Source organism: Nostoc sp. FACHB-892, from assembly GCF_014698795.1.
Taxonomy (GTDB): Bacteria; Cyanobacteriota; Cyanobacteriia; order Cyanobacteriales; family Nostocaceae; genus Nostoc.
In genome coordinates this window covers 50170-74858 of record NZ_JACJTR010000005.1, presented here as the reverse complement: position 1 = coordinate 74858, position 24689 = coordinate 50170, and the positions used below count along the sequence as shown (strand labels likewise).

15 protein-coding genes are annotated in these 24689 nt (G+C 42.5%); 7 read left to right on the top strand and 8 right to left on the bottom strand.

Annotated features, from left to right (window positions below; genetic code table 11):
• Positions 1 to 42: 42 nt before the first annotated feature.
• Entirely contained in the window at positions 43 to 1839 is a 1797-nt protein-coding gene (locus H6G96_RS08830) for an ABC transporter ATP-binding protein (protein ID WP_190911107.1), read from the bottom strand.
• Positions 1840 to 2229: 390 nt separating this feature from the next.
• On the opposite strand from H6G96_RS08830, the gene H6G96_RS08825 reads away from it, so the two are divergent.
• Positions 2230 to 3225: a sucrase ferredoxin gene (locus H6G96_RS08825; protein WP_190911106.1), complete on the top strand. Its 996-nt coding sequence runs from the start codon at positions 2230 to 2232 to the stop codon at positions 3223 to 3225.
• Positions 3226 to 3346: 121 nt separating this feature from the next.
• On the opposite strand, the gene H6G96_RS08820 is transcribed toward H6G96_RS08825, so the two are convergent.
• The 3 genes from H6G96_RS08820 to H6G96_RS08810 all read right to left on the bottom strand — a co-directional run bounded on the left by H6G96_RS08820 (position 3347) and on the right by H6G96_RS08810 (position 10361).
• Positions 3347 to 7549, bottom strand: a complete 4203-nt coding sequence (locus H6G96_RS08820) for an ATP-binding protein (RefSeq protein WP_242063224.1) — start codon at positions 7547 to 7549, stop codon at positions 3347 to 3349.
• 538 nt (positions 7550 to 8087) lie between these two features.
• The gene (locus H6G96_RS08815) at positions 8088 to 9014 is read right to left on the bottom strand and encodes a phosphodiester glycosidase family protein (RefSeq protein WP_190911104.1); all 927 of its coding nucleotides are present in this window, start codon (positions 9012 to 9014) and stop codon (positions 8088 to 8090) included.
• A gap of 84 nt (positions 9015 to 9098) precedes the next feature.
• Positions 9099 to 10361, bottom strand: a complete 1263-nt coding sequence (locus tag H6G96_RS08810) for a DUF4912 domain-containing protein (RefSeq protein ID WP_190911103.1) — start codon at positions 10359 to 10361, stop codon at positions 9099 to 9101.
• 580 nt (positions 10362 to 10941) lie between these two features.
• Between H6G96_RS08810 and H6G96_RS08805 the strand changes: the two genes are divergently transcribed.
• The 5 genes from H6G96_RS08805 to H6G96_RS08785 all read left to right on the top strand — a co-directional run bounded on the left by H6G96_RS08805 (position 10942) and on the right by H6G96_RS08785 (position 19395).
• Complete coding sequence (locus H6G96_RS08805; RefSeq protein WP_190911102.1) at positions 10942 to 12318, top strand: FAD-dependent oxidoreductase; 1377 nt, start codon at positions 10942 to 10944, stop codon at positions 12316 to 12318.
• Positions 12319 to 12881: 563 nt separating this feature from the next.
• Positions 12882 to 16232, top strand: a complete 3351-nt coding sequence (locus tag H6G96_RS08800; protein ID WP_190911101.1) for a PAS domain-containing protein — start codon at positions 12882 to 12884, stop codon at positions 16230 to 16232.
• Positions 16233 to 16539: 307 nt separating this feature from the next.
• Positions 16540 to 17034: a response regulator gene (locus H6G96_RS08795; RefSeq protein WP_190911100.1), complete on the top strand. Its 495-nt coding sequence runs from the start codon at positions 16540 to 16542 to the stop codon at positions 17032 to 17034.
• On the top strand, positions 17000 to 18889 hold the full coding sequence (locus tag H6G96_RS08790; protein ID WP_190911099.1) for a response regulator: 1890 nt from the start codon (positions 17000 to 17002) through the stop codon (positions 18887 to 18889). The genes H6G96_RS08795 and H6G96_RS08790 overlap by 35 nt, the downstream gene beginning before the upstream one ends.
• Before the next feature lie 122 nt (positions 18890 to 19011).
• Entirely contained in the window at positions 19012 to 19395 is a 384-nt protein-coding gene (locus tag H6G96_RS08785) for a nuclear transport factor 2 family protein (RefSeq protein ID WP_190911098.1), read from the top strand.
• A 118-nt stretch (positions 19396 to 19513) separates the two neighbouring features.
• Here the strand turns inward: H6G96_RS08785 and pyrR are convergent, their stop codons facing one another.
• From pyrR to H6G96_RS08770, 3 genes are all read right to left on the bottom strand, one after another.
• Positions 19514 to 20050 carry a bifunctional pyr operon transcriptional regulator/uracil phosphoribosyltransferase PyrR gene (pyrR, locus tag H6G96_RS08780; protein WP_190911097.1) on the bottom strand — a complete coding sequence of 179 codons (537 nt, stop codon included), beginning with the start codon at positions 20048 to 20050 and terminating at the stop codon, positions 19514 to 19516.
• A gap of 75 nt (positions 20051 to 20125) precedes the next feature.
• Positions 20126 to 21097, bottom strand: coding sequence for an adenosylcobinamide-phosphate synthase CbiB (cbiB, locus tag H6G96_RS08775; RefSeq protein ID WP_190911096.1), 972 nt, complete (start codon positions 21095 to 21097; stop codon positions 20126 to 20128).
• Between the two features lie 298 nt (positions 21098 to 21395).
• On the bottom strand, positions 21396 to 21836 hold the full coding sequence (locus H6G96_RS08770; RefSeq protein WP_190911095.1) for an Rrf2 family transcriptional regulator: 441 nt from the start codon (positions 21834 to 21836) through the stop codon (positions 21396 to 21398).
• A gap of 395 nt (positions 21837 to 22231) precedes the next feature.
• On the opposite strand from H6G96_RS08770, the gene H6G96_RS08765 reads away from it, so the two are divergent.
• Positions 22232 to 22645 (top strand): AbrB family transcriptional regulator, encoded by a 414-nt coding sequence (locus tag H6G96_RS08765; RefSeq protein WP_190730158.1) that lies wholly within the window; start codon positions 22232 to 22234, stop codon positions 22643 to 22645.
• A gap of 124 nt (positions 22646 to 22769) precedes the next feature.
• Here H6G96_RS08765 and H6G96_RS08760 read toward each other — a convergent pair whose 3' ends face one another.
• The gene (locus tag H6G96_RS08760) at positions 22770 to 24674 is read right to left on the bottom strand and encodes a chloride channel protein (protein WP_190911094.1); all 1905 of its coding nucleotides are present in this window, start codon (positions 24672 to 24674) and stop codon (positions 22770 to 22772) included.
• Between the last annotated feature and the right edge of the window lie 15 nt (positions 24675 to 24689).

The following is a 24689-nucleotide window of genomic DNA, read 5'->3' as shown; positions in this document are numbered from 1 at the left end:
GTAATTAGTAAGTTTTAATTAAAAGAAGAGTGTTGACCAAAATTAAACTAATAAATCTGTCAAACCAGTCTTGAGTAATTGAGCAAAGCGTGAATGAGAATTTTCAAGTAATTCTTCCCGTAACCCATATTCGCTTACCCGACCTTTGTCTAAAATCAGAATTTGATTTGCTCTTTGCACGGTTGCTAATCGGTGAGCGATAATGATGCCGGTACGCCCAATCAATAGCTGGTCTATAGCTTTTTCAATGAATTTTTCTGTTGTAGGATCGAGGCGTGAGGATGCTTCATCTAAAATTACTAGACCAGGGTCTTTGAGAAAAACACGGGCAAATGCTAACAATTGCGCCTGTCCTGCTGATAAGCCGCTACTATCAGGCCCCAGTTCAGTATCTAAGTCTTTGGGTAATGAATGTAGCCATGCAGATAATCCCAGCATTTCCAAGGTTTCATAGATGCGATCGTCGCTGATATTTTGGTTAAAAAAGGTAAGATTGTTGCGGACTGTGGTTTGGAATAACTGTACATTCTGAGTTACTAACCCGACGTGCTTGGGTAAATCTGTTAAGGGAGTCTGGTTGATGCCAACATTCCCTAAGCGAATTGTGCCTGATTGTGAGTCATATAACCTCAATAATAAACGTACTAAAGTCGTTTTACCGCTCCCTGTACGTCCTAATAGTCCCAATACATGACTAGGCGGTAAATGGAAAGATATATCTTGCAGGATCAATTCTGGTTTTGTATCTTGCTTGTTGATGCGTAGACTCGTAGAGGCTTGTCCTTGGACATCGCTATAGCTAAATGAGACATTTTCAAATGTAACAGAAAGTGCGCCATTAGGAAGTAGCTCTTTGCCTCCTACATTAAGTTGTGATTGCACTTGAAATAAGTCTTGAATACGATAAATACTAGCTTCTGCCTGTTGAAGGTCTTCTAACTGAGTGCGAATTTGCTCAATTGGTTCGCTCAAAAGCGTAGTGTAGTAAAAAAATATGTATGCAGTTCCAATAGTGATCGCTTTTTGATTCCAAAGGTAAAGAGCTACACTTAAAGCAATAATATTACCGAGTGTAAATATAGCGTTAGTAGTACCCCAGAGGATAGTATCAGCAAAGCGTGCTTTGTGATATGTTGGCAACCAACGTTGCAGAATTTTGTAGAAGCGATGCATAACATAATTTTTTGCACCATTTGCCCTTATGTCTTCAATGCCAGTTAGTTGTTCACCCAAAAATCCGAAAAACTCTCCATTGACTTGGCGATAGCTTCCCCAATGAGGAACGGCGATGGAACGCAGACGAATTAGTGTAAATAATGCTGTGAGGGCGAAAAATGAAATAGTTATACCAGCTCGCCAATCTTCGGCGAACATTACCACAATCACACCCAAAATCAACAGCAAACTGCCTAAAATGTAAACACTAAATTTTGAGAAAAATTTTGAAAGATTCTGAATATCACCATCCACTCGTTCTACTAATTCACCAGGTGTCGAAGCCTTATGAAAAGATAAATCGAGTTTCAGACAATGCTCAACTAAATCAGCACGTAAGGCATTAGTAGCTGTCCAAGCAACGTTTTCGCCGTAGTATGTAGCCGTAATTGACATTAATTGCGTCGCTAAAGCTACACCAATAAATAGAAATGCGGCAATGAATAAGTTTCGCACTGAACCGCCTGCTACAGATGTATCAATGAAATTACGTAGAATTTGCGGGTTGAGGAGTTGCAAGCCGATACTAGCTAACAGAGCGATCGCAAACTTGGCAACGCGTCCCTTTTGAGGTTTGAGATAGTCTATTAATAAATTCCCAAACTGCTTTAGACCAATTTTCATAACGTCGCCAAATCTTAGCCAGGATTGTTCTGAAAGTTATAATTCAATGAAAAGTAATTGAGAAAGTTATGCAAAAGCAGTATACTATAGAAATGGCTACTAACCTAGCAATACTTCTTTTTATAGTGATTTTCTTTTGAGTGAGGTACAAGAATCCTACTCCCAATACCCTCCGCAAGCGAGGACGGGGCCTAATGTAGCTCATTTAATTAGGAAAGGCTATAAGTGATTTAGTGCTAATAGATTTCAATAAAATTATGATTTGCTGACTTTAGCAGTACAAAGAAGTAAAGTACCAAAAATTCATTTATAAAAATCCGAGCGACTGTTGAAAAAATGAGTAATCGGCGATTCTTTTTAATGTTTTGTTGTGTATAGATCAATTGGAATATGGTAATCAATCAAACTCGTGACAAATGCCGTTTCTGTTCAGAAATTTCCCAAGCTAATGGTGAAGATCCTATTGGTTCTGCCATAGCCGTTGAACAATATTTAATTATTGAAGCTCCACAACCTTGGCCAGTTGAGATTTGGATTGAACCCGAACCTATGCCACAAGGAGTGTTGGACGCATTGAGTTTTGTTTGGGAACATGGTAAAACAATTCGGCAACTAGCGATCGCTCCAGATCAAGATTACTCTATACCTGGTTATAAGCACGTATTTCACTATCGCCGACCAGCAGGGTTATTTGCTGAGTATGAAAAACAAGAATTTATCGTACCCGATGCTGAGATTGGTGCTTTAGCACTGGCTTTAATAAAAGAACCAGGAAACCTACCAGATTTTGAACAGTATCGACAAAAAAGCAATCATATTAAAGAATTACTTGTTTGCAACCACGGTAACGTTGATGCTGCTTGTAGCAAATTTGGTTATCCTCTTTATAAAAAATTGCGTTCTGAGTATGCTGCTATAACTAATAGCAACTTGCGCGTTTGGCGTTGTAGCCATTTTGGCGGTCATCAGTTTGCACCTACCCTAGTTGATTTACCTCAAGGACGCTACTACGGTCATTTAAAACCAGAAATTTTGGATTTATTGGTATGGAATCATGGTTCCGTCAAAGAACTTTATCCTTACTATCGGGGATGGGGTGGTTTATCCAAATTTGGACAAATTGTAGAAAGAGAAATATGGATGCAAGCGGGCTGGAATTGGTTGGAATACCAAAAATCAGGTCAAGTTATTGCTTATGATCAAATTAATCAAGAATGGGCAGATGTTCGGATTGATTTTACTACACCAAATGGAAGTAAAAGCGGTGCTTATGAAGCCAAGGTAGAAGTAAGTGGTTATGTAATGACCGCTTTTTCTTCGGGAGAGAATGAACCCTTGGAAAAAATTAAGCAATATCGTGTTAGTCATTTAGTAGAAGTAGAGTAGTATTCATATCAGGAAATCCCTCTCCTAAATTGTATAAACACTGTTTACGGCTGTTAACTGGTGACGGTTAACGGTCATCAGTCATCAGCCTTCATGTAAATATTCAAGTTAAATGCGTAACTCAGGCATTCCCATTTATACCAATCAGAGTTGCAATTGCCTTGACTAACTCCTCTGGTTCGACGGGTTTGGACATATGCTTTTGAAACCCTGATTCGAGTGCTTGTTGCTGATCGATCTCTCCAGCATAAGCAGTTAAAGCGATCGCCGGAATCTGTTTAGCTTGCAATGCCAGCAATGCTTTAACTTGGCGCATCAGCATATAGCCATCTGTCTCTGGCATCCCAATATCACTGAGCATCATATCTGGTTCTGATTCTACCAATGCTTGTAGTGCTTCTTTTGCTGATGCCACAGCAGTTACCCTTGCTCCAGCCTGCTCTAGCACAAATGTATGGAACTCACGGGTATCATAGTCATCGTCCACAACTAAGATTTGAATACCTGCAAGGATTTCAATTGTAGGGGATGCATTTAAGGCAGTAATTATCTCTGGTTTTGAGGTTAACTCTTTTTTGATGAGCGGTAGCCTAGCTGTGAAAATAGCTCCTTGCCCTTCACCTAAACTTTCTGCCCAAATCGTGCCACCATGTAATTCTATGAGATGACGGACAATTGCTAATCCTAACCCCAAGCCACCAAACTTTCGGGTTGTCGTGCTATCAGCCTGGCGGAAATATTCAAACACATGAGGGAGAAATTCAGGGCTGATCCCCTTACCTGTGTCACTGACGGTAATCTGAGCTTGAGTATCAATGCGCTCCAGTTGAATATCAATTTTTCCTCCTTCAGGAGTAAATTTAACAGCATTCGATAAAAGATTCCAGATCACTTGTTGTAAACGACCGGAATCACCCAAAACTTGGCCCAAAGAAGCATCCAGCATCGTCTGAATTTGAATATCTTTAGCTTCTGCTGCCAAACGCACTGTTTCTAATGCTGCCTCAATTACAAGCACTAAGTTGACAGGAAACATATTGAGGTTGAGCTTGCCTTGTAAGATGCGAGAGACATCGAGCAAATCTTCAATTAGTTGAGCTTGTAATTTAGCATTCCGCTCAATGGTTGCAATAGCTTTCTTCAACGCTGGTGCGTCAAACTCACGGGTTTGCAAGAGTTTCGCCCAACCAAGAATAGGATTGAGAGGCGATCGCAATTCATGAGATAGCACCGCCAAAAACTCATCCTTAATGCGGTTGGCTGTTTCGGCTTCAGTTCTGGCAGCTTGCTCAAGTTGCAGAAGCCGATCACGTTCGGCTTCTGCAACTTTGCGTTCGGTAATGTCAATCACGGAGCCAATGTAACCTTTAAATTGACCATCCACCCCAAACCAGGGATTAGCAGCATCGATCACCCAGCGATATTCGCCATCTTTGCGTCGCAAGCGGTACTCGATACGGAAATCCTCGTAACGCCTGTTAGCTTCCAGGAAAATACTCTTAGCTTCATTGTAATCCTCTGGATGCACGGCGTTCAACCAGCCAAATCCCACACCCATTTCCTCGCTCTCGCCCGTAAACTCGTACCAGCTTTTGCTGAGATAGGTGCAGTAGCTATTTGTATCAGTTACCCAAACCATGAAGGGGGCATTGTCAGCCATGTTGCGGAACTGCTCTTCGCTTTCACGAAGTGCTTTCTCTGCTTGTTTGCGATCGCTGATGTCTGTAACAAAAATGCTTACTCCAAAAGCATTGGGGTAGACACGATTCTCAAACCAGCGCTGCCAAGCAGAATAAAAGAATTCAAACTGAACAACGGTTTGTTGTGCGAATGCCTGCTGAACCTGATTATAAAACTCGCTTTTGAACACATCTGGAAACACTTCCCAAATGATCTTACCTAGCAACTCTTCTTTTTGGATGCCAACAACTTCTGCTACCTGGCCATTGACAAAGGTATAACGCCACTCTTGATCCAACACATAGAACTGGTCTTGGATGCCAGCTAAGACAGTCTCTAAATGGGTTTTTGCGACCTCAGCTTCAATCCGTAACCCTTGCTCCCGTTGCATTGCCTCCTGGCGGAGACGAGCCATTTTTAGAGCTGCCTCTACCCGCGCCAATAATTCACGGGCAGAGAACGGTTTAATTAAGTAATCATCGGCTCCCGCTTCTAACCCTTCCACCCGTGCCTCTTCCCCTGCCCGTGCCGACAACAGGATGATTGGAACTTTTCTCGTCTGCGGATCAGCTCGTAATTCTTGCAGCAAGCCAAAGCCATCTAATCCAGGCATCATTACGTCCGTCAGTACCAAGTCTGGGACACGCCCACGAGCAGAATCCAAAGCAGCTAAACCGTCCGGCACTGATTCCACCTCATACTGTTGACTTAAGAGCCGCTTGACGTAATCGCGCATATCTGCATTGTCGTCAGCCAGGAGAATCCGGGGAGTAGAGGGGGCAGGGGAGGCAGGGGAAGAATTTATGTTATGTGTGTAGTCTTCTTGAACAATTTCTTCTCCCCCTGCTTCTCTTCTCCCCCTGCTTCCCCTGCTCTCTTCGGGTAGCCAACGCAGGGCTTCTTCTAAATAGGGTGTTGCACCTAATGCGGTTGAAGCTAAGGTTCGAGGGGCGCTAATCCGGTCTGGAGACAAATGAGCAGATCCTGTTGGAATTGATACAGTAAAGCAACTGCCTGCTCCTAAAATACTGGTCACTTGGACTGTTCCACCATGCATTTGCACCAATTCTTGCACCAGCGACAATCCAATTCCTGACCCTTCAAAAGTTCGTCCTTGCGACCCTTTGACGCGGTGGAATCGTTCAAAAAGGTGCGGAATCTCTTCTGCTGGGATACCAATTCCCGTATCTTTTACTGCGAACTCAATATGGTCATTTGCCCACTGCAAGCTGACTGTAATTTCTCCTGCCATTGTAAACTTGAATGCATTTGAGAGCAGGTTAAGAACAATTTTTTCCCACATCTCTCGATCTACATACACTGGTGCTGGAAGAGAAGGGCAATTAACTGATAACTGCATCCCTGCCCGTTCTACCGTTGAACGAAATACACTAGCTAATTCTGCGGTGAAGGTGGCAAGGTTTGTGGGTTCGTATGAAGCTTGAACCCGTCCGGCTTCAATGCGCGAGAAGTCTAGCAGGCTGTTGACCAGTTTCAGCAGGCGAAGTCCATTGCGTTGCACCATTTCTAACTGCTCTCGTTCGTTGGCTGGAAGCAGGTTGGCACAATTGGCTATGGTTTCCTCTAATGGCCCCAACATTAGGGTAAGTGGGGTACGGAACTCGTGGCTGACGTTGCTGAAAAAGACTGTTTTAGCGCGATCAATTTCTGCCAAGGCTTGGGCGCGTTTGCGTTCTTCCTCGTAAGCTTGGGCGTTAGCGATGCTAGCTGCAATTTGAGCTGCAACTAAATCGATGAATCCTCGATAATTATCGTCGAATAGCCTAAAGGGATTTAAACCAGCAATTAATATACCAGATTTTCCCGTCTGACCGGATGGTGCAATTGGCACAGCGATCACTTGATGGGGCGATCGCTGCCAAACACCACAAGGTAAGCTACTAAAAGACGCTCCCAAATCGGAAATTAGTTTTGCCTGATGCGTTCTGATCACTTCTGCAAAAGGCCAAACGCAATCAGAATCGAGAGCCACTGTTTGAGGAACTGCTAGATGGTTTTGCGCGATGCGGCACGTTCCAGCCAAAAAAACTTGCTGCTGATCTGGCTCAACCAGATAAATCATGGCGAAAGGCAGGTCATAAGGGTTGCTCTCCAGACAACTCGCACTCACTGTACAAGCTTGATCGAATGTCCGTGCGTCTGCCGTCCTAGCCGCTAGTTCGCGCAAAAGTGCCAACTGACGTTCACCAATGATGCGCTGTGTGTCATCTGTATTGGCGCAGATAATCCCACCTGTGTCGCCCTGATCGTTAGGAACTGGGCTATATGAAAAAGTGTAATAGGTTTCCTCCGGGTAGCCAAAGCGCTCCATAATTAGCAGCAGCGCTTCGTCGTAAGTGCCCTCGTTCTTCAGCATCGCTGATTCTGCTCTAGGCCCAACCTGATCCCATATTTCCCGCCACACATAGGAAGCTGGCTGCCCAAGTGCTTCTGGATGTTTGCCGCCAATAATAGCCTTGTAAGCGTCATTGTAAAGGTTAATCAGTTCCTCGCCCCACCAGACAAACATGGGTTGACGGCAAGTCAGCATAATCCGCACAGCAGTCTTCAAACTCTGTGGCCACTGCTGTGTTGGGCCAAGGGATGTTTTTGACCAGTCCTGTTCTCGCATCCTAGCCCCCATTTCACCCCCACCGAGAAGGAAATTTACGTCGGCGTTGCTTGCTGACGTCAACTCGTTTTTCAATGATTCCTCTCGATTGGTCATGCGTCGGTTAAAGCCTACAACTGTGGTTGTCTGTTGGTCAAAATCCCTTCTAAATCTGAAACTTACGCCCTATACAGTCATTTTAGAAGATGTTCAAGGGCATATACAGCATGAAATACCAACTTTACCGTTACTTTTCAAAGCATTGTATTAAAGATCCTATTTTAGGCGCAAGTTCCTGTTTTGACGATTTTCTAAGCTGATGTGCGCCTAAATTGTATAAACACTCTTTACGGTCGTTAACTGTTAACTGTTAACGGTTATCAGTCATCAGCCTTCATGTAAATGTTCAAGTTAAATGCGTAACAGCTTATTGTCACCTTCATCAATATTCCAAGCTACTAAGGTAATTCCAAAAAATAAATTATCCAATTTGTGAACTTTACTATGACAAAGCACGAACTAGTTTGCCAATACTAGGTTGCTTTGCTACAAGTAGGCATTTTGCCCTATTTTATTTTCTGTAAATCAAAAAAACTGAACCTATTGGCCCAAAATTTTCTACATAAGTTTTCTGGTTATAATATAATCCTGGAGACATACCTCCATCAAATAAAATTCCTTCTTGAATCTTACCTAAACAGTTATTGCTAGCAATGCCTTCTAGGACATTATCAAACATATCTGGCAGTAATTCTTGATTAATTTGCGATAATTCAATATCTGAATTAGCTTTCAAATCATTAACCAATAAAATTACATAGCCTTGATTAGTGATGGCTGCCAGAGAACGATTCGTAGCATTTCTACAAGCAAATTCTCCTAAATCTCTACAGATATCTTTAAATTTACCCTGACGATAGAATCTGCCATTACCACCCACTAAATTGTAATTTAGAATATTGCTTTTTCTTCTACCAGCCTGGATAGTAGCCTGTCGCTGCTTAGGTGTACCTCCTGATATACCAAAAGAAGAACGTTTATTTTTAAACGCTCCTGAATACTCGACACCACGAGAAATATTTAAGCCTTGTGGTTTATCATCAGTACCTATATAGTCGGCATTAATCGCCGCAATGGGTAACTGTCCATTTAATTTGGCATTCTCATCGCCAATGAGTTCACGAAACTGTTTTGGTACATATTCTTTACGCAGTTTCCCCCTAGCATCTTTAGCGTAGAGTTTATGAGATAAACCAACATTAACTTTGAAATCTAATTCTGCTGATTTGGGATTAAAAATAATCACATTGTTAATACCTTTTTGATTCTTTTTACCTTGATTAGTGGTTTTAAAAAAATCAATGCTGAACTTAGGATCTTTACCAGGGCAAGTTTTAGATGCTTTTGGGGCTGAATTTGCTTCAATCTCTTGACAACCTGATAATAAGCCTGCACCAATTATCAAGATAAATAACATAAATAATTTTTTCAGAGACATATAATGCAAAAAAAACCGCTACAGAATTACTATAGCGGGGAATAATTTAAAATTTCAGTCTGGGGTTAATCTAATAACCAAAACTTAAGAGAACCATTCTAAAACAGCTTCTTCTTTGGTGTTGGTATTTCGGGATGGTGTCTCACGATTAAATTTCATCTGAATTGACCGGGTTTGCTCACCATCAGCAGCTACAGCCAAAATCGGATAGTCAATTAAACCATCCTGGAAGGACATCTGGAAGCGGAAGGTTCCATCTGGATTTAGCTGAATTGGACGACCGCCAATGGTTACGGTAGCATCGGGTTCGGTTGCACCGTAGACTATCAACTCAGCATCGGCAATTAACCAGAACTGGCGCGGACGCATTGGTACGGCGGAAGCCGAGAAGCCAACACCTGACATTCCTGCACCGGAAGCAGTTAAGCCTGACACGGTAGGAGCGGCCCACATACCAACACCAGATGGGAAAACGTAGGAGCTAATAGCTTGTTCAGGACGCGCTGAACTTGGTACTTGATGCTGGGAACCGAAAATAGAACCAGCAACCCGTAGTGATTCGGCAGATTCGGCTAAACCAAAGATTTGGTCGTAGATGGGGTTGCCATTCACAGCATTACCAGCATTGCCATTGGCGGTTGCTGCAACCTTCTTAGCAGGTGGAACTAGTTCGTACTGAGTCTTACCACGCAAATCTTCTTCAAAGTTGACAGTGATGAAGACATCTTCTATCCAGTCAGAAGGATAAACGGGAGGAATGTGTACTCTCGCAGAACGAGCTAGTACCAACCAGCGGCCATCAGCAGCACGATAGCCGATATCAATCACATAATCGCGATCGCTAACTGGAACTGGTAAATACCATTCTCTAGCTAGTTCATCAGCAGGATATTCTTGAATGCTGTGGGGGCTTTGGAATTCGATATTTATGTCGGTGACATCATAAATCCGTAGTGCAAGTTGTTGTCCCCCTTGCCGACGCAGTTCCTCTTTGTGATCATTGGGAATATCCCAGTAAGTGTAAGCCCACTGAGGGTCGCGTGGTAAGAGAACAATCCGGCTTTCACCATAGCCAGAGGGTAAATCTGCCAGTCCTTCATCAACATCAGCTAAAGATCCACCAGTGCGATCTTCCTGACCTAATTCAAACTTTGCAGCTTCCACGGTTTCCTGTGCCTCCAATGAACGAGATGGACTGAGCGAAATTTTATTGCGCTGGACTTCTTGAATTGATGCCAGTAATTGTGATTTACGCATTCGGCTATAGCGAGAGATGCTATATTCGCTAGCAACTTTGCGTAGTTGACGTAAGGTCATCTCCTCTAGGGGCGGGCGTTCTTTTGCCATTATTTTGGCCTCCAGTAGTTTAAGCGGTAAATGATTTCCCCTGGTTAAAGAATGCTATGTAAAATCTCATCCACTCCAGATGAATTTCTTATTCCTGACTCCTGGTTTTGCCCAGTTTTAAGTTTTTTAATCTGTTTTTAAATTGGGGTCACTTCCAATCAATTCCTTAGTTATGCCAAAATCAGCATTTCTTTGGGATCGAGGAAGTCCTATTTGTTAAGTCAATATTAACCACTAAGCATATGTAGGGATCAAGGGGTTTCCACAGCTTTTTTGCCTGTATTACGAATTTATAAGCTTTTCTGGGATCAGAATGTCATAGTTTCATAACATTATATGTTTTAGGATGGCAATAATGTTAAAGTTTCATGACATTAAGCTGTGAGTTAGTCAAAAAGCCTAATCTACAAACAATACGTTGTCCTAAAGGACACGCTACGCGAACGCCAAAAAAAGACTATTTAGAGACGTTCCAAGAAATAATTATCCAAAAAATCAAAAGCAATAATTCGTGAAAAGTCTTTAACCTGGAGTATGAGAATGTTATGAAAGCAAACTATTCTCAAGGAGTTTAACAGTGATGGAAACAGCAGACGTCATTGTGATTGGGAGCGGTCAAGGAGGCATTCCACTGGCAGCTGATTTTGCTTCATCGGGTCGCAAGGTGGTCTTGTTTGAGCGGGATGCTTTGGGCGGCAGTTGCATTAATTATGGTTGCACTCCTTCTAAAGCATTCTTGGCAGCAGCTCATGCAGCGGGGCGTGCCCGTCAAGCAAAGAAATTAGGCATCCACACGGAAGTTCAGGTTGATTTTCCCGCCGTTATGGAGCGAACAAGGGGAATCCGTAACAGCTTTAACCAGGGTATTCATAAGCGATTGGATGATGCTGGCGTCAAAATCGTTTGTGCTGGAGCTTCCTTTGTTGGTGAACGTACCGTTAAAGGGGGTGATGTTACGGTTAAGGCTCCAATGGTTATCCTTAACACGGGCACGTCATCGCTGATTCCTGATATTCCAGGTCTTGCAGGAACTCCTTACCTGACCAACCGTAATTTCTTTGACTTAAAAACATTACCACCTCGGTTACTGGTAATTGGGGCTGGCTATATTGGATTGGAACTAGGGCAGGGACTGGCGCGTTTGGGCAGTCAGACCCACTTAATTGTCCGGGGCGATCGCGTCCTTAATCGAGAAGAGGCTGATGTCAGCAAGGTCTTAGCAGAAGCATTAAAGGAAGATGGGATTAAGCTCCACTTTGGGGTGAATGTAAATCAGGTTGCACACGATAATGATCTGTTTAGACTGACATTGAGCAGTGGTGAGCAACTCCAGGCAGAGGCGTTGCTGGTTGTGATTGGACGGAAACCAAATACAGGTGCATTAAATGCAGCCAATAGTGGAATTGAGCTAGATGAGCAGGGGTTTATCAAAATTAACGACCAATTTCAAACGACCTGTTCGGGAGTATATGCGATCGGAGATGCTGCCAAACAGCCTGCATTTACGCACGTGTCCTGGGAGGACTATCGCCGCTTGAAGGCAATTTTGTGTGGAGAAAAGCGCACGCGCAGCGATCGCGTCCTTGGCTATGCTATCTACACAGAACCTCAGGTTGGGCGAGTGGGGATGACGTTAGAACAGGCTCAGAAGCATGGCATTAATGCGCGTGCTGTTACATTACCTATGAGCCAAATTGCTCGTGCGATCGAGTGGGGACATGATTTAGGGTTTTATCGCATGGTAATCGACAGCGACACAGACAAAATCTTGGGAGCCACCCTGGTGGGCTACGAAACGGCTGAACTAGTGCATGTTTTTCTGGATTTGATCGAAGCGGGAGCAACTTGGCAGTTGTTAGAGCGATCGGTTCATATCCATCCTACTTATGGTGAAGCATTACCTAGCCTAGCACGGTTGCTGCTTGGAGATAATATGCCAGGTTGTCCGAACAGGTGAAGAGGTTTTATTGATGTACAACTAAGCGAACTCCAAAAAATAAATTATCCCAATTTCTAGATTCAATACGACTGTTTCTCCCCCTGCTCCCTGCTTCCCTGCCTTAAACGCGGTGGGATATTTTTTTAGTTGGAAGTCCCTAAGCTATCGCCCATCTAAGTTGCACATTTTTCTGTGTTGACTGCTGACCGTTGACTGTTAACTGTCAGCAGTCAACAAACCTGATGAGTTATTGTGTAATTTAAAAGCATAATAGCTTAACTTTGTGCATCAATAGAAACGTGAGATACTTAGCAAAACTAAAAAAGGCATAGGGGTAGCCTGTCGGAGATATTGTTTGCAATATCAACTAAAAGATTGGTATAATATTTTACATATTTATTCAATATAGCCTCTGTATTTCTGGGGTTGGGAACAATAATATTTTTGATGTTTCTCTACAAATTAATTCTCTGCCTGTAAGCCCAATTCATTAGATTGTAGGATTGAAATTTTTTGGCAATCCAAAATTAAATATTTAAAATTGGCACAGTCATTGCTTAATCACAAAGAACAAGGGACAAATGACTAACCTGATTTTAGTTGTAGACGACGACGATTTAATGCGAATGCATCTGTGTGAGCAATTGACAGAAGCAGGGTATCAGGTGATAGAAGCGAGTAACGGTTTAGAAGCGATCGCTACCTATACTCATCTCCACCCAGAGATAGTACTGTTGGATGTCATGATGCCAGTGATGGATGGGTTTAGTTGCTGCGCTCAACTGCAAACACTCCCCGATGGCAAGGATACACCAGTGTTAATGATGACGGATTTTTATGATCAGGCATCCGTAGAGAAAGCTTTTGCTGCGGGTGCAACTGATTTTATTAGCAAGCCGATTCAATGGCCAATATTACGTCAAAGATTGCGCCGTCTTCTGGGAGCTAGTCGAACTGTACAGGAATTACGGCAGCAAACTGCACAGGCACAATTGCAAAAAGCCCAATTCAGGATCGCATTAGACGCGGGTGGCATGGTCATCTGGAACTGGGATCTGCTGACGAACAAAATTACTTGGTCAGATAATCTAGAAGCACTTTTTGGCTTAGAGAAAGGCACTTTCAATTACACCTATGAAGCTTTTATCTACTGTATTCATCCTCACGATCGCGATTTTGTCAGGCGATCGCATCAGCAAGCTATTCAGGAACAAGTCAAATATGACATCGAATTTCGAGTTATTTTAGCCGATGGGAGAATTCGTGTTTTAGCAAGCAAAGGTGTTGTTTGTAGGGATGCATCTGGAGTGGCTGTGCAAATGTCTGGGGTATACATGGATATCACCAAGCGCAAGCAAGCCGAGGAGGCGCTAAAAGTTCATGCTAACCAGCAAGCAATGGTGGCAGAACTAAGTCAAATGGCCTTAGCTAGTACAAACTTGACTGCGCTGATGAACTCATGTGTAACAATAGTTGCCCAATGTTTAAAAGTCCAGTCTTGCAAAATTTTGGAACTACTGCCAGATGATAATAAATTGCTGCTACGCGCCGGGGTAGGTTGGCAACCTGGACTTGTGGGAAAGGCGACCGTTAGCGGGGGGATCAATTCTCAAGCTGGCTACACCCTGCTTTCTAAAGAACCAGTGATTGTTAATGATCTGAGCGCCGAAACACGATTCAATGGGCCACCACTGCTACATGAGCATCAAGTGGTGAGCGGTATTAGCGTAGTGATTCATGGTAAAGAACGTCCTTTTGGTGTATTTGGGGCACACACAACCAAACACCACACTTTCACCAAAGATGACATTTCTTTTCTCCAAGCTGTTGCCAATGTTCTCGCTACAGCCATTGAGCGCCAACGGGTAGAAGACGCACTCAAAGAAAGCGAAGAACGCTACCAGTTAGCCGTACAGGGCAATAATGATGGCATTTGGGATTGGAACGTTAAAAATAATCAAGTATTTTTCTCAACTCGCTGGAAGGAAATGCTTGGTTATGAAGAACATGAGATTTCCAATCATTTAGACGAATGGGCAACACGAGTGCATCCAGATGATATTGGATTTGTAAGACAAGCGATCGCTGATCACTTTGCTAAAATTACCCCGTTTTTTACCAGCGAACATCGAGTCCGGTGTAAAGATAACACCTATAAATGGGTTTTGGATCGCGGTCAGGCACTATGGGATGAAAATGGTAACGTAGTACGGATGACAAGTTGCCATACAGATATCACTGAACGCAAGCAGGCAGAAGAACAACTGCGTCAGAGCGAAGAACGTTTCCAAATAGTCGCCCGTGCTACCAATGAGCTTTTATGGGACTGGGATTTGCTGACTAATGAGGTTTGGTGGAATCAAGCTTTACAAACTCTCTTTGGTTACTCGCAAGAGCAAATAACATTCACTGCTGATTGGTGGAGTGAACACATACATCCAGACGATAGGCAGAGAATCGCCACCCAAGCGCGGACACTTATAGACAGTGGTGAAAAATTCTGGCTAAATGAATACCGCTTTCGCCGTAGCAATGGTTCTTATGCCTACGTCTTTGATCGCGGTTATGTCGTTCATGACCAGGCAGGCAAACCAGTGCGGATGATGGGTGCGATGATGGATATTACCGAACAGCGAGCCGTGCTACACGAGCGCAATCGGGCACAAGCAGAATTAGAACGCCAAAATGTGCGATCGCAACTGTTCGCTAATATCACCCTGAAAATTCGTCAGTCTCTACAAATTGATGAAATTCTTCAAACCAGCGTCACAGAGGTACAAAAGCTACTGCTTGCCGACCGGGTATTAATCTTGCGTCTACAGCCAACTGGCTCTTTTCTGGCCGTTCAAGAGGCAGTAGTTCCCGGTTTACCTGTTGTTCTGGGGCAGCAAATTATCGACCCTTGCTTTCGCGACGATTACATCGAGCAGTACCGTCAAGGTCGAATTAGTTCCATTAGCGACATCAAGGAAGCTGATATCCAACCTTGTCATGTCGAATTGCTGCAACGTTTCGCCGTTAGAGCCAACCTTGTAGTCCCAATTTTTTTGAAAAATCAACTGTGGGGGCTACTAATTGCCCATCAGTGCGCCCATCCCCGCCATTGGACTAACTGGGAAGTTGAACTTTTGCAACAGCTGGCAGATCAAATAGGTATCGCCTCAGCTCAGAGCCTAATTTTAGAACAAGAAACTTGGCAACGGCAAGAACTCGCCCGTTCTAACGAAGAACTGAAACAATTTGCATTTCTCGCCTCCCACGATTTACAAGAGCCACTGCGTAAGATTAAAAGCTTTGGCGATCTGCTCAAAACGAACTGTGGCGATACATTAACCGAGCAAGGACGTGATTACCTAGAACGAATGCAGAGTGCTGCATCCAGAATGCAGACATTAATTGAAGACTTGTTGACACTTTCACGAATTACTACCAGAACGCAACCTTTTGTATCAGTAAATCTCACAAAGATTGCCCAAGAGGTATTATTTGATTTAGAAATTTATGTGCAGCAAACTGGAGGAAGTGTGGAAATAGGAGAGTTACCCACCATTGAAGCTGATCCTTTACAAATGCGTCAATTGCTGCAAAACCTGATCGGTAACGCCCTCAAATTCCACCGCCCACAGATACCACCTGTGGTCAAAATTTATAGCGAGTTTTTGAACAATCAAGCAGATAACATCTTTGCTAATTCTCAGCTTTGTCAAATTACCGTAGAAGATAATGGGATTGGTTTTGAAGAAAAATATCTTAATCGCATTTTCAATGTTTTTCAACGTTTGCATAGTAGCATTGAGTACGAAGGCACTGGCATAGGTTTAGCTATCTGTCGGAAAATTATTGAGCGTCATCACGGAAAGATCACAGCCCAAAGCAAACCTGGGCAAGGAGCGAAATTTATGATTGTATTGTCAATTAATTTCCATACTTGATTTTTATTCCTGGAGAGAGATAATGCTAGACCCTAAAATTAACTGAATTGTACAACTATGCCCGACAAATTACAGAGTGTAGTTGTACAAATTGACCATCATGTTAATTATTAATGAGATTCATTTCAGGTTATTGGCAACTAATACAATATGCATATTGTATTAGTTGCTTGTTGGTAACGAAATAATGGAGCTTTCACAGCTAAACATATAAACTGCATATTTGATTATTTATGTCAATGTAAGAGTTCCCATCTGTACCAAGTTAATAACTTGATTCATACTAATACAAAGGAGACGATGCATAGTGAAGGGTCGAGAAACAAACGTCACAATCTTAATGGCTGATGATGATGAAGACGACGGTATCTTGGTTCGTGAGGCGTTGGCAGAAAGTCAATTGCCAATTGAACTATACATCGTGAGTAATGGTGAACAGTTGATGGATTATCTTTACCACCGTGGTGGATATGCTAACAACAGCATACCTTATCCCGATTTGATTTTATTAGATTTGAATATGCCCAGAATTGGCGGTCTGGAGGCGCTCAAAGAGATAAAAACTGACCCACAATTGCGGCGAATTCCAGTTGTCATCCTGTCAACATCACGAAGAGAAGAAGATATATATAATACTTACGATTTGGGTGCGAACTCCTTCATTATTAAGCCAGTGACTTTTGCTTCATTAGTTGAGGTCATGAAAACGCTGTTCAAATATTGGTTTGAAATTGTGAAACTGCCACTAGAAGCCGTGGGAGATAAACATGGACAACAGCCCTATCAAAGTTCTGTTCATTGATGATGACGAAGATGACTATATTTTGACTCGTTATTGGTTGAGTGAATTTCAGGTAGCAAACTGCGAAGTGGAGTGGGTGGATAATTATGAAGCAGCGAAGAATGCGATCGCTCGTAACCAACATGACATTTATCTTGTAGACTACCGTTTGGGACCAGACACTGGACTGGAACTTTTGCGCGAAGCAATTGCCAACGGCTGTTGTTCTCCGATAATTTTGCTGACTGGTCAGGGCGACTGGGAAATAGACATCGAAGCGATGAAAGCCGGAGCCGCAGATTACCTCGAAAAAAGCCAGTTGACCGCACCTTTATTAGAACGTTCTATCCGCTATGCCATTGAGCGCAAACAAACAGAACAGAAAATCCGCGAACAAGCCGCTTTACTAGATGTTGCCACCGATGCAATTTTTGTGTGTGATTTAAACAATAAAATTTTATTTTGGAACAAAGGTGCTGAGAGCCTATACGGTTGGAAAAAAGAAGAAGCTATCAATAAGAAGACACAAGTTCTCTGGGATGAAAAAAATTTGTCTCAAGTTGAAAAAGCACTCAGTATTATGATGAAACATGGCTCTTGGCAGGGCGAGTTACATCAAAAAACAAAATCAGATAAAGAAATTATTGTTGAAAGTCGTTGGACACTGGTGCATGAATTCGGTAACAAAGCACAATCTATTCTCATTGTTAACACTAACATCACACAAAAAAAACAACTGGAAGCACAATTTCTCCGCGCCCAGCGATTGGAAAGTATTGGTACCTTAGCTAGTGGTATCGCCCACGACCTGAATAATATTCTTGCCCCGATTCTAATGACAGCTCAACTGTTTGAGGCACAAGTCCATGATGAGCGTTCTCGACGACTATTGCAAATATTAATTACAAACGCTAAACGTGGGGCTAATTTAGTTAAGCAAGTATTATCTTTTACTCGTGGGGTTGAGGGCGATCACACAATATTACAATTAAAGCATTTAATAATAGAAATTAAGCAAATTATTAGAGAAACTTTTCCCAAATCCATTGAAGTTTCCACTCAAATTCCGCAAAATCTTTGGACTGTATCTGGTGATGCGACCCAATTGCACCAAGTACTGATGAATCTGTGTGTCAATGCTCGTGACGCTATGCCAAATGGTGGAACTTTAAAAATATTGGCAGAAAATCTCTTAATTGACGAAAATTACGCCAAGATGCATCTTGATGCTAAAGTTGGTCACCACATTGTTATTACTGTTACTGATGCGGGAATTGGTATTAAACCAGAAATATTAGATCGGATATTTGAGCCATTTTTTACTACTAAAGAACACGGTAAAGGTACTGGTCTTGGTCTTTCTACTGTACTTGGCATTATTAAAAGCCACGGCGGTTTTATCGATGTAGTAAGCGTTCAGGGAAAAGGCAGCCAATTTAAAGTGTATTTGCCCGCACAAGATGCCAGAGAAACTATAGAAGAACAAGAACAGGGATTACCTTCAGGACAAGGAGAATTAATTTTAGTTGTAGATGACGAAGCTGCCATTCGAGATGTGACAAAAACATCTTTAGAAAGCCATAACTACAAAGCAATCACAGCTAGTGATGGTATTGAAGCAATAGCCTTATATGCAGAACATCAAGATAAAATATCTCTTGTACTAACTGATATGCTCATGCCATCTATGGATGGGATAACTACTATCCGCACCCTCCAAAAAATTAACCCAGATGTCAAAATCATTGCTGTCAGTGGACTGACTTTGGCTGATAAAGTTAATAAAGTTTATGGGATGGGTATCAAAGCCTTTTTATCCAAGCCTTATACAGCTAGCCAATTATTGCAAACTATTAGCACAGTCAAAAATAATTAGGAATAGGGAATAGGGAATGGAGAATTGAAAATTGGGGATTGAGAATTACTAATTTATTTGCCAAATTTGAAAGTTATAATTTAGTAACTCCTAACTTCTAACTCCTAACTATTTAACTCCCCATGACTAAGGATGAAGTCTTAGCGGCTAATGCAGCTTTTTATCGAGCTTTTGAAAGAAAAGATATTGAAGCAATGAGTGCAGTATGGTCACAAGGAACTGGTAGTTTTTGTATTCATCCTGGAAGTAATATACTGCGAGGTTGGAAGGAGATTCGCACCTCTTGGGAGCAGATATTTAAAAATACCGCTTATATCGAAATAAACACAGACATAATTGCTACAGAAATAACTGAAAAAATTGCCTATGTTATACTGAGAGAAAATGTGTTCCAAGTGGTAAGTGGGAGAAGATTTGAAGCACAATCAACAGCTACAAATATATTTCAGTTCCTTGGCGGGAAGTGGTATTTACTACATCATCATGGTAGCCCAGTTTTACGGTAACAGAATGCGAGAATGGAGAATGGAGAGCAGAGGGAGCAGGGGAAAAATAACTAATGCCCAATGCCAATGCCCATGCCCAATGCCCAATGCCCAATGCCCAATGACTAATGACTAATGACTAATGACTAATCAACTCTACTGCATCTCGTCCATCGCAATTTTGTAAGTAAACTTTGACAACTTCTTCTTTAGCAGTAGGCAACTTTTTGCCAATAAAATCTGGGTGGATTGGTAATTCTCGATGACCCCTATCTACTAACACAGCTAAACGAATCACCTCTGGTCTACCGTAGTCGTTGACTGCATTTAAAGCAGCGCGAATCGTCCGTCCTTTGAAAATCACATCATCCACGAGTACAACAGTTTTCCCCGTAAGGTCAAAAGGAATTTGGCTTTTCGCTGGAGTCCGCAATCCAATTTTGTCAAGGTCATCTCGATAAAATGTAATGTCCAAAGCGCCGACTGACACGGCTACATCTTCCAGCGTTTCAATTTGACGCGCCAACAATTCGGCTAATAACGCACCTCTGGTATAAATGCCAAGAAGCACCAGTTGAGACAAGTCACGCGTCCTTTCTACAATTTGAGATGCAAGGCGAGTCAAGGTACGACGGATTTCTTCGGATGAGAGAATTTCAACTACTTTAGCAGACATAGCGAGTCATAAGTTAGGAGTGATCAGTTAAGAATTAGGAGTTTTTATTCTTAACTCCTAACTTTACATTTATCATTACCTATTTGCGAGTATTAAGAATATTGCGATCGCTATCCCTAACCATAGCAAAAAACAATATCGAGTCAACTGTAAAGCATTCTGAATAGAAGTTGTAGTAATGGGATAAATAGCATCTCCTAGCAATGGTTTGTACTTAGCTACCCCGCGATACCAATTTGTACCCCCCATCTGCACGCCCAAAAAAGCAGCATAGGCGCACTCACTCCAGCCAGAATTAGGACTAGGATCGTTAATTGCATCCCGACGACAAACTCGCCAAACATCCATCGGTTTACCCGATAAGAGCGCCAGAGTCACGACTGTTAACCGACAAGGTAGCCAAGTCAAACAATCTTCCAACCGCGCACAGAACCATCCCAAATAAGTATAAGGTGCTTCCCGGTAGCCCACCATTGAATCAAGGGTACTGCTGGCTTTGTATGCTAAAGCCAAAGGAGTTGGCCCTACAACTGGCACAAAGACACCAACAATTGCATAGAAAAGCGGAGCCATCACCCCATCGGTGGCATTTTCTGCAACCGTTTCTAAAACGGCTCGTGAAATTTCTGCTTGTGAAAGGTTTTGGGTATCTCGACCAACATAATTACTTAAAATCTTCCGAGCCTTCTCCAAATCTCCCACTGTTAAAGGTTCTAAAACAGCCACTGCTGCTGCTCGCAAACTTCTGCCAGCAAAACAACTAGCCAAAAGAATGATATTTATTGCTATTCCCAACAACGGATGAACCAATTTGGCACTTTGAATAATCAAAAAGCCAACAAGACCGCTACCAATTATTAGGATAATACCTAGTACAATTCCAGCTAGGCGTTGTGTGAGAGAATTTTTACACAATTGGAGAGAAAATTTTGTCAGGCGAGAAATTACCCACCCCATAACTTGCACTGGATGAGGCCAATTCCAAGGATCGCCAATTAAGTAATCTAAAAGTGCAGCAATTATTAAGATATAGATGCTATTGGTCATAGTTACGAGTCAAGAGTCAATCAATTTGGGATTTTGGATTTGGATTGACCCCAACTACGTTAGCGTGGCGTTACGAAGTCCGGGTACTTGGCTCTGATAGTGCAGTATTAACGTACCCCTACGGGGATCTTGCTACGCGCAGCGTCTCGTAGAAAGGAACGAACGTCGGATTTTAAATTGAGGATTTTCGATTTGTTCCGCTAACGAAAGTGTTGTGGGACGAATTACCGGATGGGGTATCAACCAAAAAATCTAAAATCTAAAATTCGTAGTTAATATTTAGACTATTGACTATTGACTAAACCACAAAACTAGCTTCTTCTCCAAGGGAAGCTTGCCAGCTACGAGCATCGTAATAAAGGTCTGCCAAAGTAATACTGTACAACGCTTCTTTAAGCTTTTGGTTGAGTCTCTGCCAGAGGCTAAATGTAACCCAATCTTCAGCTTGTGCAGGTGCTGGGGTGTGATGAGGTAAATGGCTAGTCTCGCCAACTGCTTCTAAAATTTGTCCTATAGATATTTGTGCAGGCTCTCTTGCCAATTGGTATCCGCCGATGCTACCACGAATTGATTTAACTATTGACGCACGACGCATTTCTATTAGTAGTTTTTCGAGGTAAGGAGCTGGGATATCTTGGCGTTTAGCGATCGCTCTGGCAGATACAGGGCCATATTTTGGCTGTAAACTCAAATCTAGCAACGCCTTCACACTATAGTGTCCTCTGGTAGTTAGTTTCATTTTGGCAAGCTTTGTTGTTTGTCCTTTGTCATTTGTAAATAACCAATGACCAATAACCAATTATCAATGACTAAGGATCAGTTTTACTTATCGTTCTGTAACTCAGTTATCATCCTCAGCAAGTAAAGAACTTTTCGATCGTCAGTTTAGAAAACTTAAAACAAGTATAGTCTAACAGTGATTCACTAACTATATATATAGTTATCAGCATTGCCAGCATTTTCTAAAATAGATTGTCTTGACAATATTGTTAATCACATAACAATTGTGGCTATGAGTGTAATATACTTGGCTAGGTTGAGATAAAAACTAAAGGATTATGTTCCTATTAGCTCAACGTCAGCTAAAATAAAATCGATTCCAACACTTCAAACATTCATTTTCGACATAAGTTGATGCCTAAACAGAAAAAAATTGAACCCCTACTCGGTGAAGAACTGCTCAAAAAAGTCAAAGAGCTAGAGAACGAGAGCAAAGAAGACAAAGCCAAAAAGTGCGGCTACTATACCGTTACCAAAAATGGTATAGAGCGCGTCAATATGATGAAGTTCTTAAATGCCCTAATTGATGCCGAAGGCATTCAGTTGGACAGTACACCCAGTGCTAATGGGCGTGGTGGACGTAGTGCTAGCTATAGAATTAGTGTGCAATCGAATGGTAACTTACTTATAGGTTCAGCTTATACAAAACAGATGAATCTGAAACCAGGAGATGAGTTTGTGATCACTTTAGGTAAAAAGCACATTCGTCTAAGACAGATAGATCCAGAAGATCGCGAAGATGATGAAACCATAGAAGCCACAGCTTAATAAATGGTCATTAGTCTATTGTCATTTGTCCTTTGTCCTTTGTGAAAACCAATGACCAATACTTTGGCTTCCTTTGGCTCTACTCAGTACAAGTGACCAATGACCAATGACCAATGACTAATGACTAATGACTAATAACTATATTTGTGGTAGGTAAGATCGGTAAATAGTGGCGAAGTGCCTTACGCGTAACTGCTAAATTGCAGGTTAATGCAATTTGCTCTCTTTCTAATAAACCCAAAATGCGATCGGGTTTATCTCGTGCTACCACTGGTAATTGATGCAAACCTCTAAGAGTCATGCGGTCTAAAGCTTCAGATAATAGTTCATCCTGCCATGCATAAAGAATTTCAGTAGTACAAATGTCTATGAGGGTTTGGCTGGATAAATTATCTGGAATTTCAGTTAGTGAATCTGGATAAGTTTGCCAAAGAGCAAGGGCACGGTTAATATCTTCTAGAGAAAGTATACCAACTAATTGCTCTGCTTCATCAATTACTAAAGCAGTTCTGACGCGATCGCGGATCATTTCCATAGCTGCATCTAACACTCCAAGAGTTGCAGGTAACTTTTTTGGATAGGGATGCATGGCATCTTCTACCAAAATTTGCTGCACAATTTCCGCTTTTTCATCTTTCAATTCCGAAAGACCAATCTGTTGTAGATTAGAGTTAGAGTTGAAAGTTGGTTTAATCATTTCCACTAGCCAAACACTCAAACCCACTGCTGCCATCAACGGTAAAACAATGCGATAGTCGCGGGTTAATTCAAACAGCATTAAAATAGCCGTTAACGGCGCTCTGACACTACCAGCCAGCACTGCTGCCATTCCCACCATTGCATAAGCTGGAGGAGCCGCCATTTGATTGGAAATTGCCGGGAATACCACAGCTAAAATTTTGGCGTAAGCTGATCCAAAAGAAGCGCCTAAAAACATTGCTGGTGCAAACAAACCGCCAATGAAACCACTACCTGTGCTAATTGCAGTCATCAGTAGCTTCATCACCAACAACGCTACCAACAGGTAGAGTGGAAATTCCACATCTTGAAGCATTGCTTCTACAGTTTCATAACCTACGCCCAAAATTTGCGGGAAGTGCAAGGCAACTGCGCCAATCATCACACCACCAATAATTGGATGAATCGGTTCAGGGATTCGTCCCAAAAAGGCAAAACCTGGAACCTTCCCCGCAAAGCAGGCTTTTGCTGCCCGAATTGATTGAGTATAAGCCAGAGAAACTAGGCTGGCCCCTAAACCCAACCCAAGATAAAGGGGTAATTCCAAGGGGCTGCGGACTTGGTAAGCAGGTAAATCAAAAGCAGGTTGTGCCCCTAAACCAATTTGAGCAACTAATGCTGCTACCACCGCCGCTAGAAGCACTACACTCACAGCAGAAGTAGCGAAAGATGTAGCTCCCATCACCACCTCTAGGGCAAAAAATACTCCAGCGATGGGAGCATTAAATCCAGCCGCAAGCCCAGCCGCCGCGCCAGCACCCAAAAGCAAACGTTGTCGTTCTTGAGATACATTCAGGATTACAGAGAACAACATCCCAAAATTTGCGCCAATTTCTACACTCGGTCCCTCTGGTCCCAAAGAAGCACCACTCCCCAAAGAAACAGATGCAGCCAGCATTTTCCTAACTGGTCGTAGTGGTCGCCTAATCTCTGTTCCCTGAGAAGCAGCGATGAGAGATGAAAGTCCAGGGCCAAAGTCTTGAGTGCGCCAGCGCATCAAGCCAATGATTAATCCGCCAAGGGTGGGAACGCAGGCTAGAGTCCAAGCACCCCAAACACCGATTTGACTCATTAAATTTTCCAGCATCAACTGGTGAATCAGCTGGATTAAATAGTGAAACGTGACTACACCCATACCAGTACCACCGCCAATGAGCATGGCTAAAAACAGGACAACGGTTTCTGGGGATGGTTGAAAACGATTAATTAGGTAAGCTAAACGAACGGAAGGTGTAGGAAAGGCAGGTTGTTCCGTTACCTTCCTGTGTTGAGTGGGAGGCAGGAGAGTCATTGAGAGGCGAGGTAA

What these genes read in the sequence shown, in the direction of transcription:
- H6G96_RS08830 (WP_190911107.1), bottom strand. Translation starts at nt 1,839, where the DNA reads ATGAAAATTGGTCTAAAGCAGTTTGGGAATTTATTAATAGACTATCTC.
- H6G96_RS08825 (WP_190911106.1), top strand. Translation starts at nt 2,230, where the DNA reads ATGGTAATCAATCAAACTCGTGACAAATGCCGTTTCTGTTCAGAAATT.
- H6G96_RS08820 (WP_242063224.1), bottom strand. Translation starts at nt 7,549, where the DNA reads ATGGGGGCTAGGATGCGAGAACAGGACTGGTCAAAAACATCCCTTGGC.
- H6G96_RS08815 (WP_190911104.1), bottom strand. Translation starts at nt 9,014, where the DNA reads ATGTCTCTGAAAAAATTATTTATGTTATTTATCTTGATAATTGGTGCA.
- H6G96_RS08810 (WP_190911103.1), bottom strand. Translation starts at nt 10,361, where the DNA reads ATGGCAAAAGAACGCCCGCCCCTAGAGGAGATGACCTTACGTCAACTA.
- H6G96_RS08805 (WP_190911102.1), top strand. Translation starts at nt 10,942, where the DNA reads ATGGAAACAGCAGACGTCATTGTGATTGGGAGCGGTCAAGGAGGCATT.
- H6G96_RS08800 (WP_190911101.1), top strand. Translation starts at nt 12,882, where the DNA reads ATGACTAACCTGATTTTAGTTGTAGACGACGACGATTTAATGCGAATG.
- H6G96_RS08790 (WP_190911099.1), top strand. Translation starts at nt 17,000, where the DNA reads ATGGACAACAGCCCTATCAAAGTTCTGTTCATTGATGATGACGAAGAT.
- H6G96_RS08785 (WP_190911098.1), top strand. Translation starts at nt 19,012, where the DNA reads ATGACTAAGGATGAAGTCTTAGCGGCTAATGCAGCTTTTTATCGAGCT.
- pyrR (WP_190911097.1), bottom strand. Translation starts at nt 20,050, where the DNA reads ATGTCTGCTAAAGTAGTTGAAATTCTCTCATCCGAAGAAATCCGTCGT.
- cbiB (WP_190911096.1), bottom strand. Translation starts at nt 21,097, where the DNA reads ATGACCAATAGCATCTATATCTTAATAATTGCTGCACTTTTAGATTAC.
- H6G96_RS08770 (WP_190911095.1), bottom strand. Translation starts at nt 21,836, where the DNA reads ATGAAACTAACTACCAGAGGACACTATAGTGTGAAGGCGTTGCTAGAT.
- H6G96_RS08765 (WP_190730158.1), top strand. Translation starts at nt 22,232, where the DNA reads ATGCCTAAACAGAAAAAAATTGAACCCCTACTCGGTGAAGAACTGCTC.
- H6G96_RS08760 (WP_190911094.1), bottom strand. Translation starts at nt 24,674, where the DNA reads ATGACTCTCCTGCCTCCCACTCAACACAGGAAGGTAACGGAACAACCT.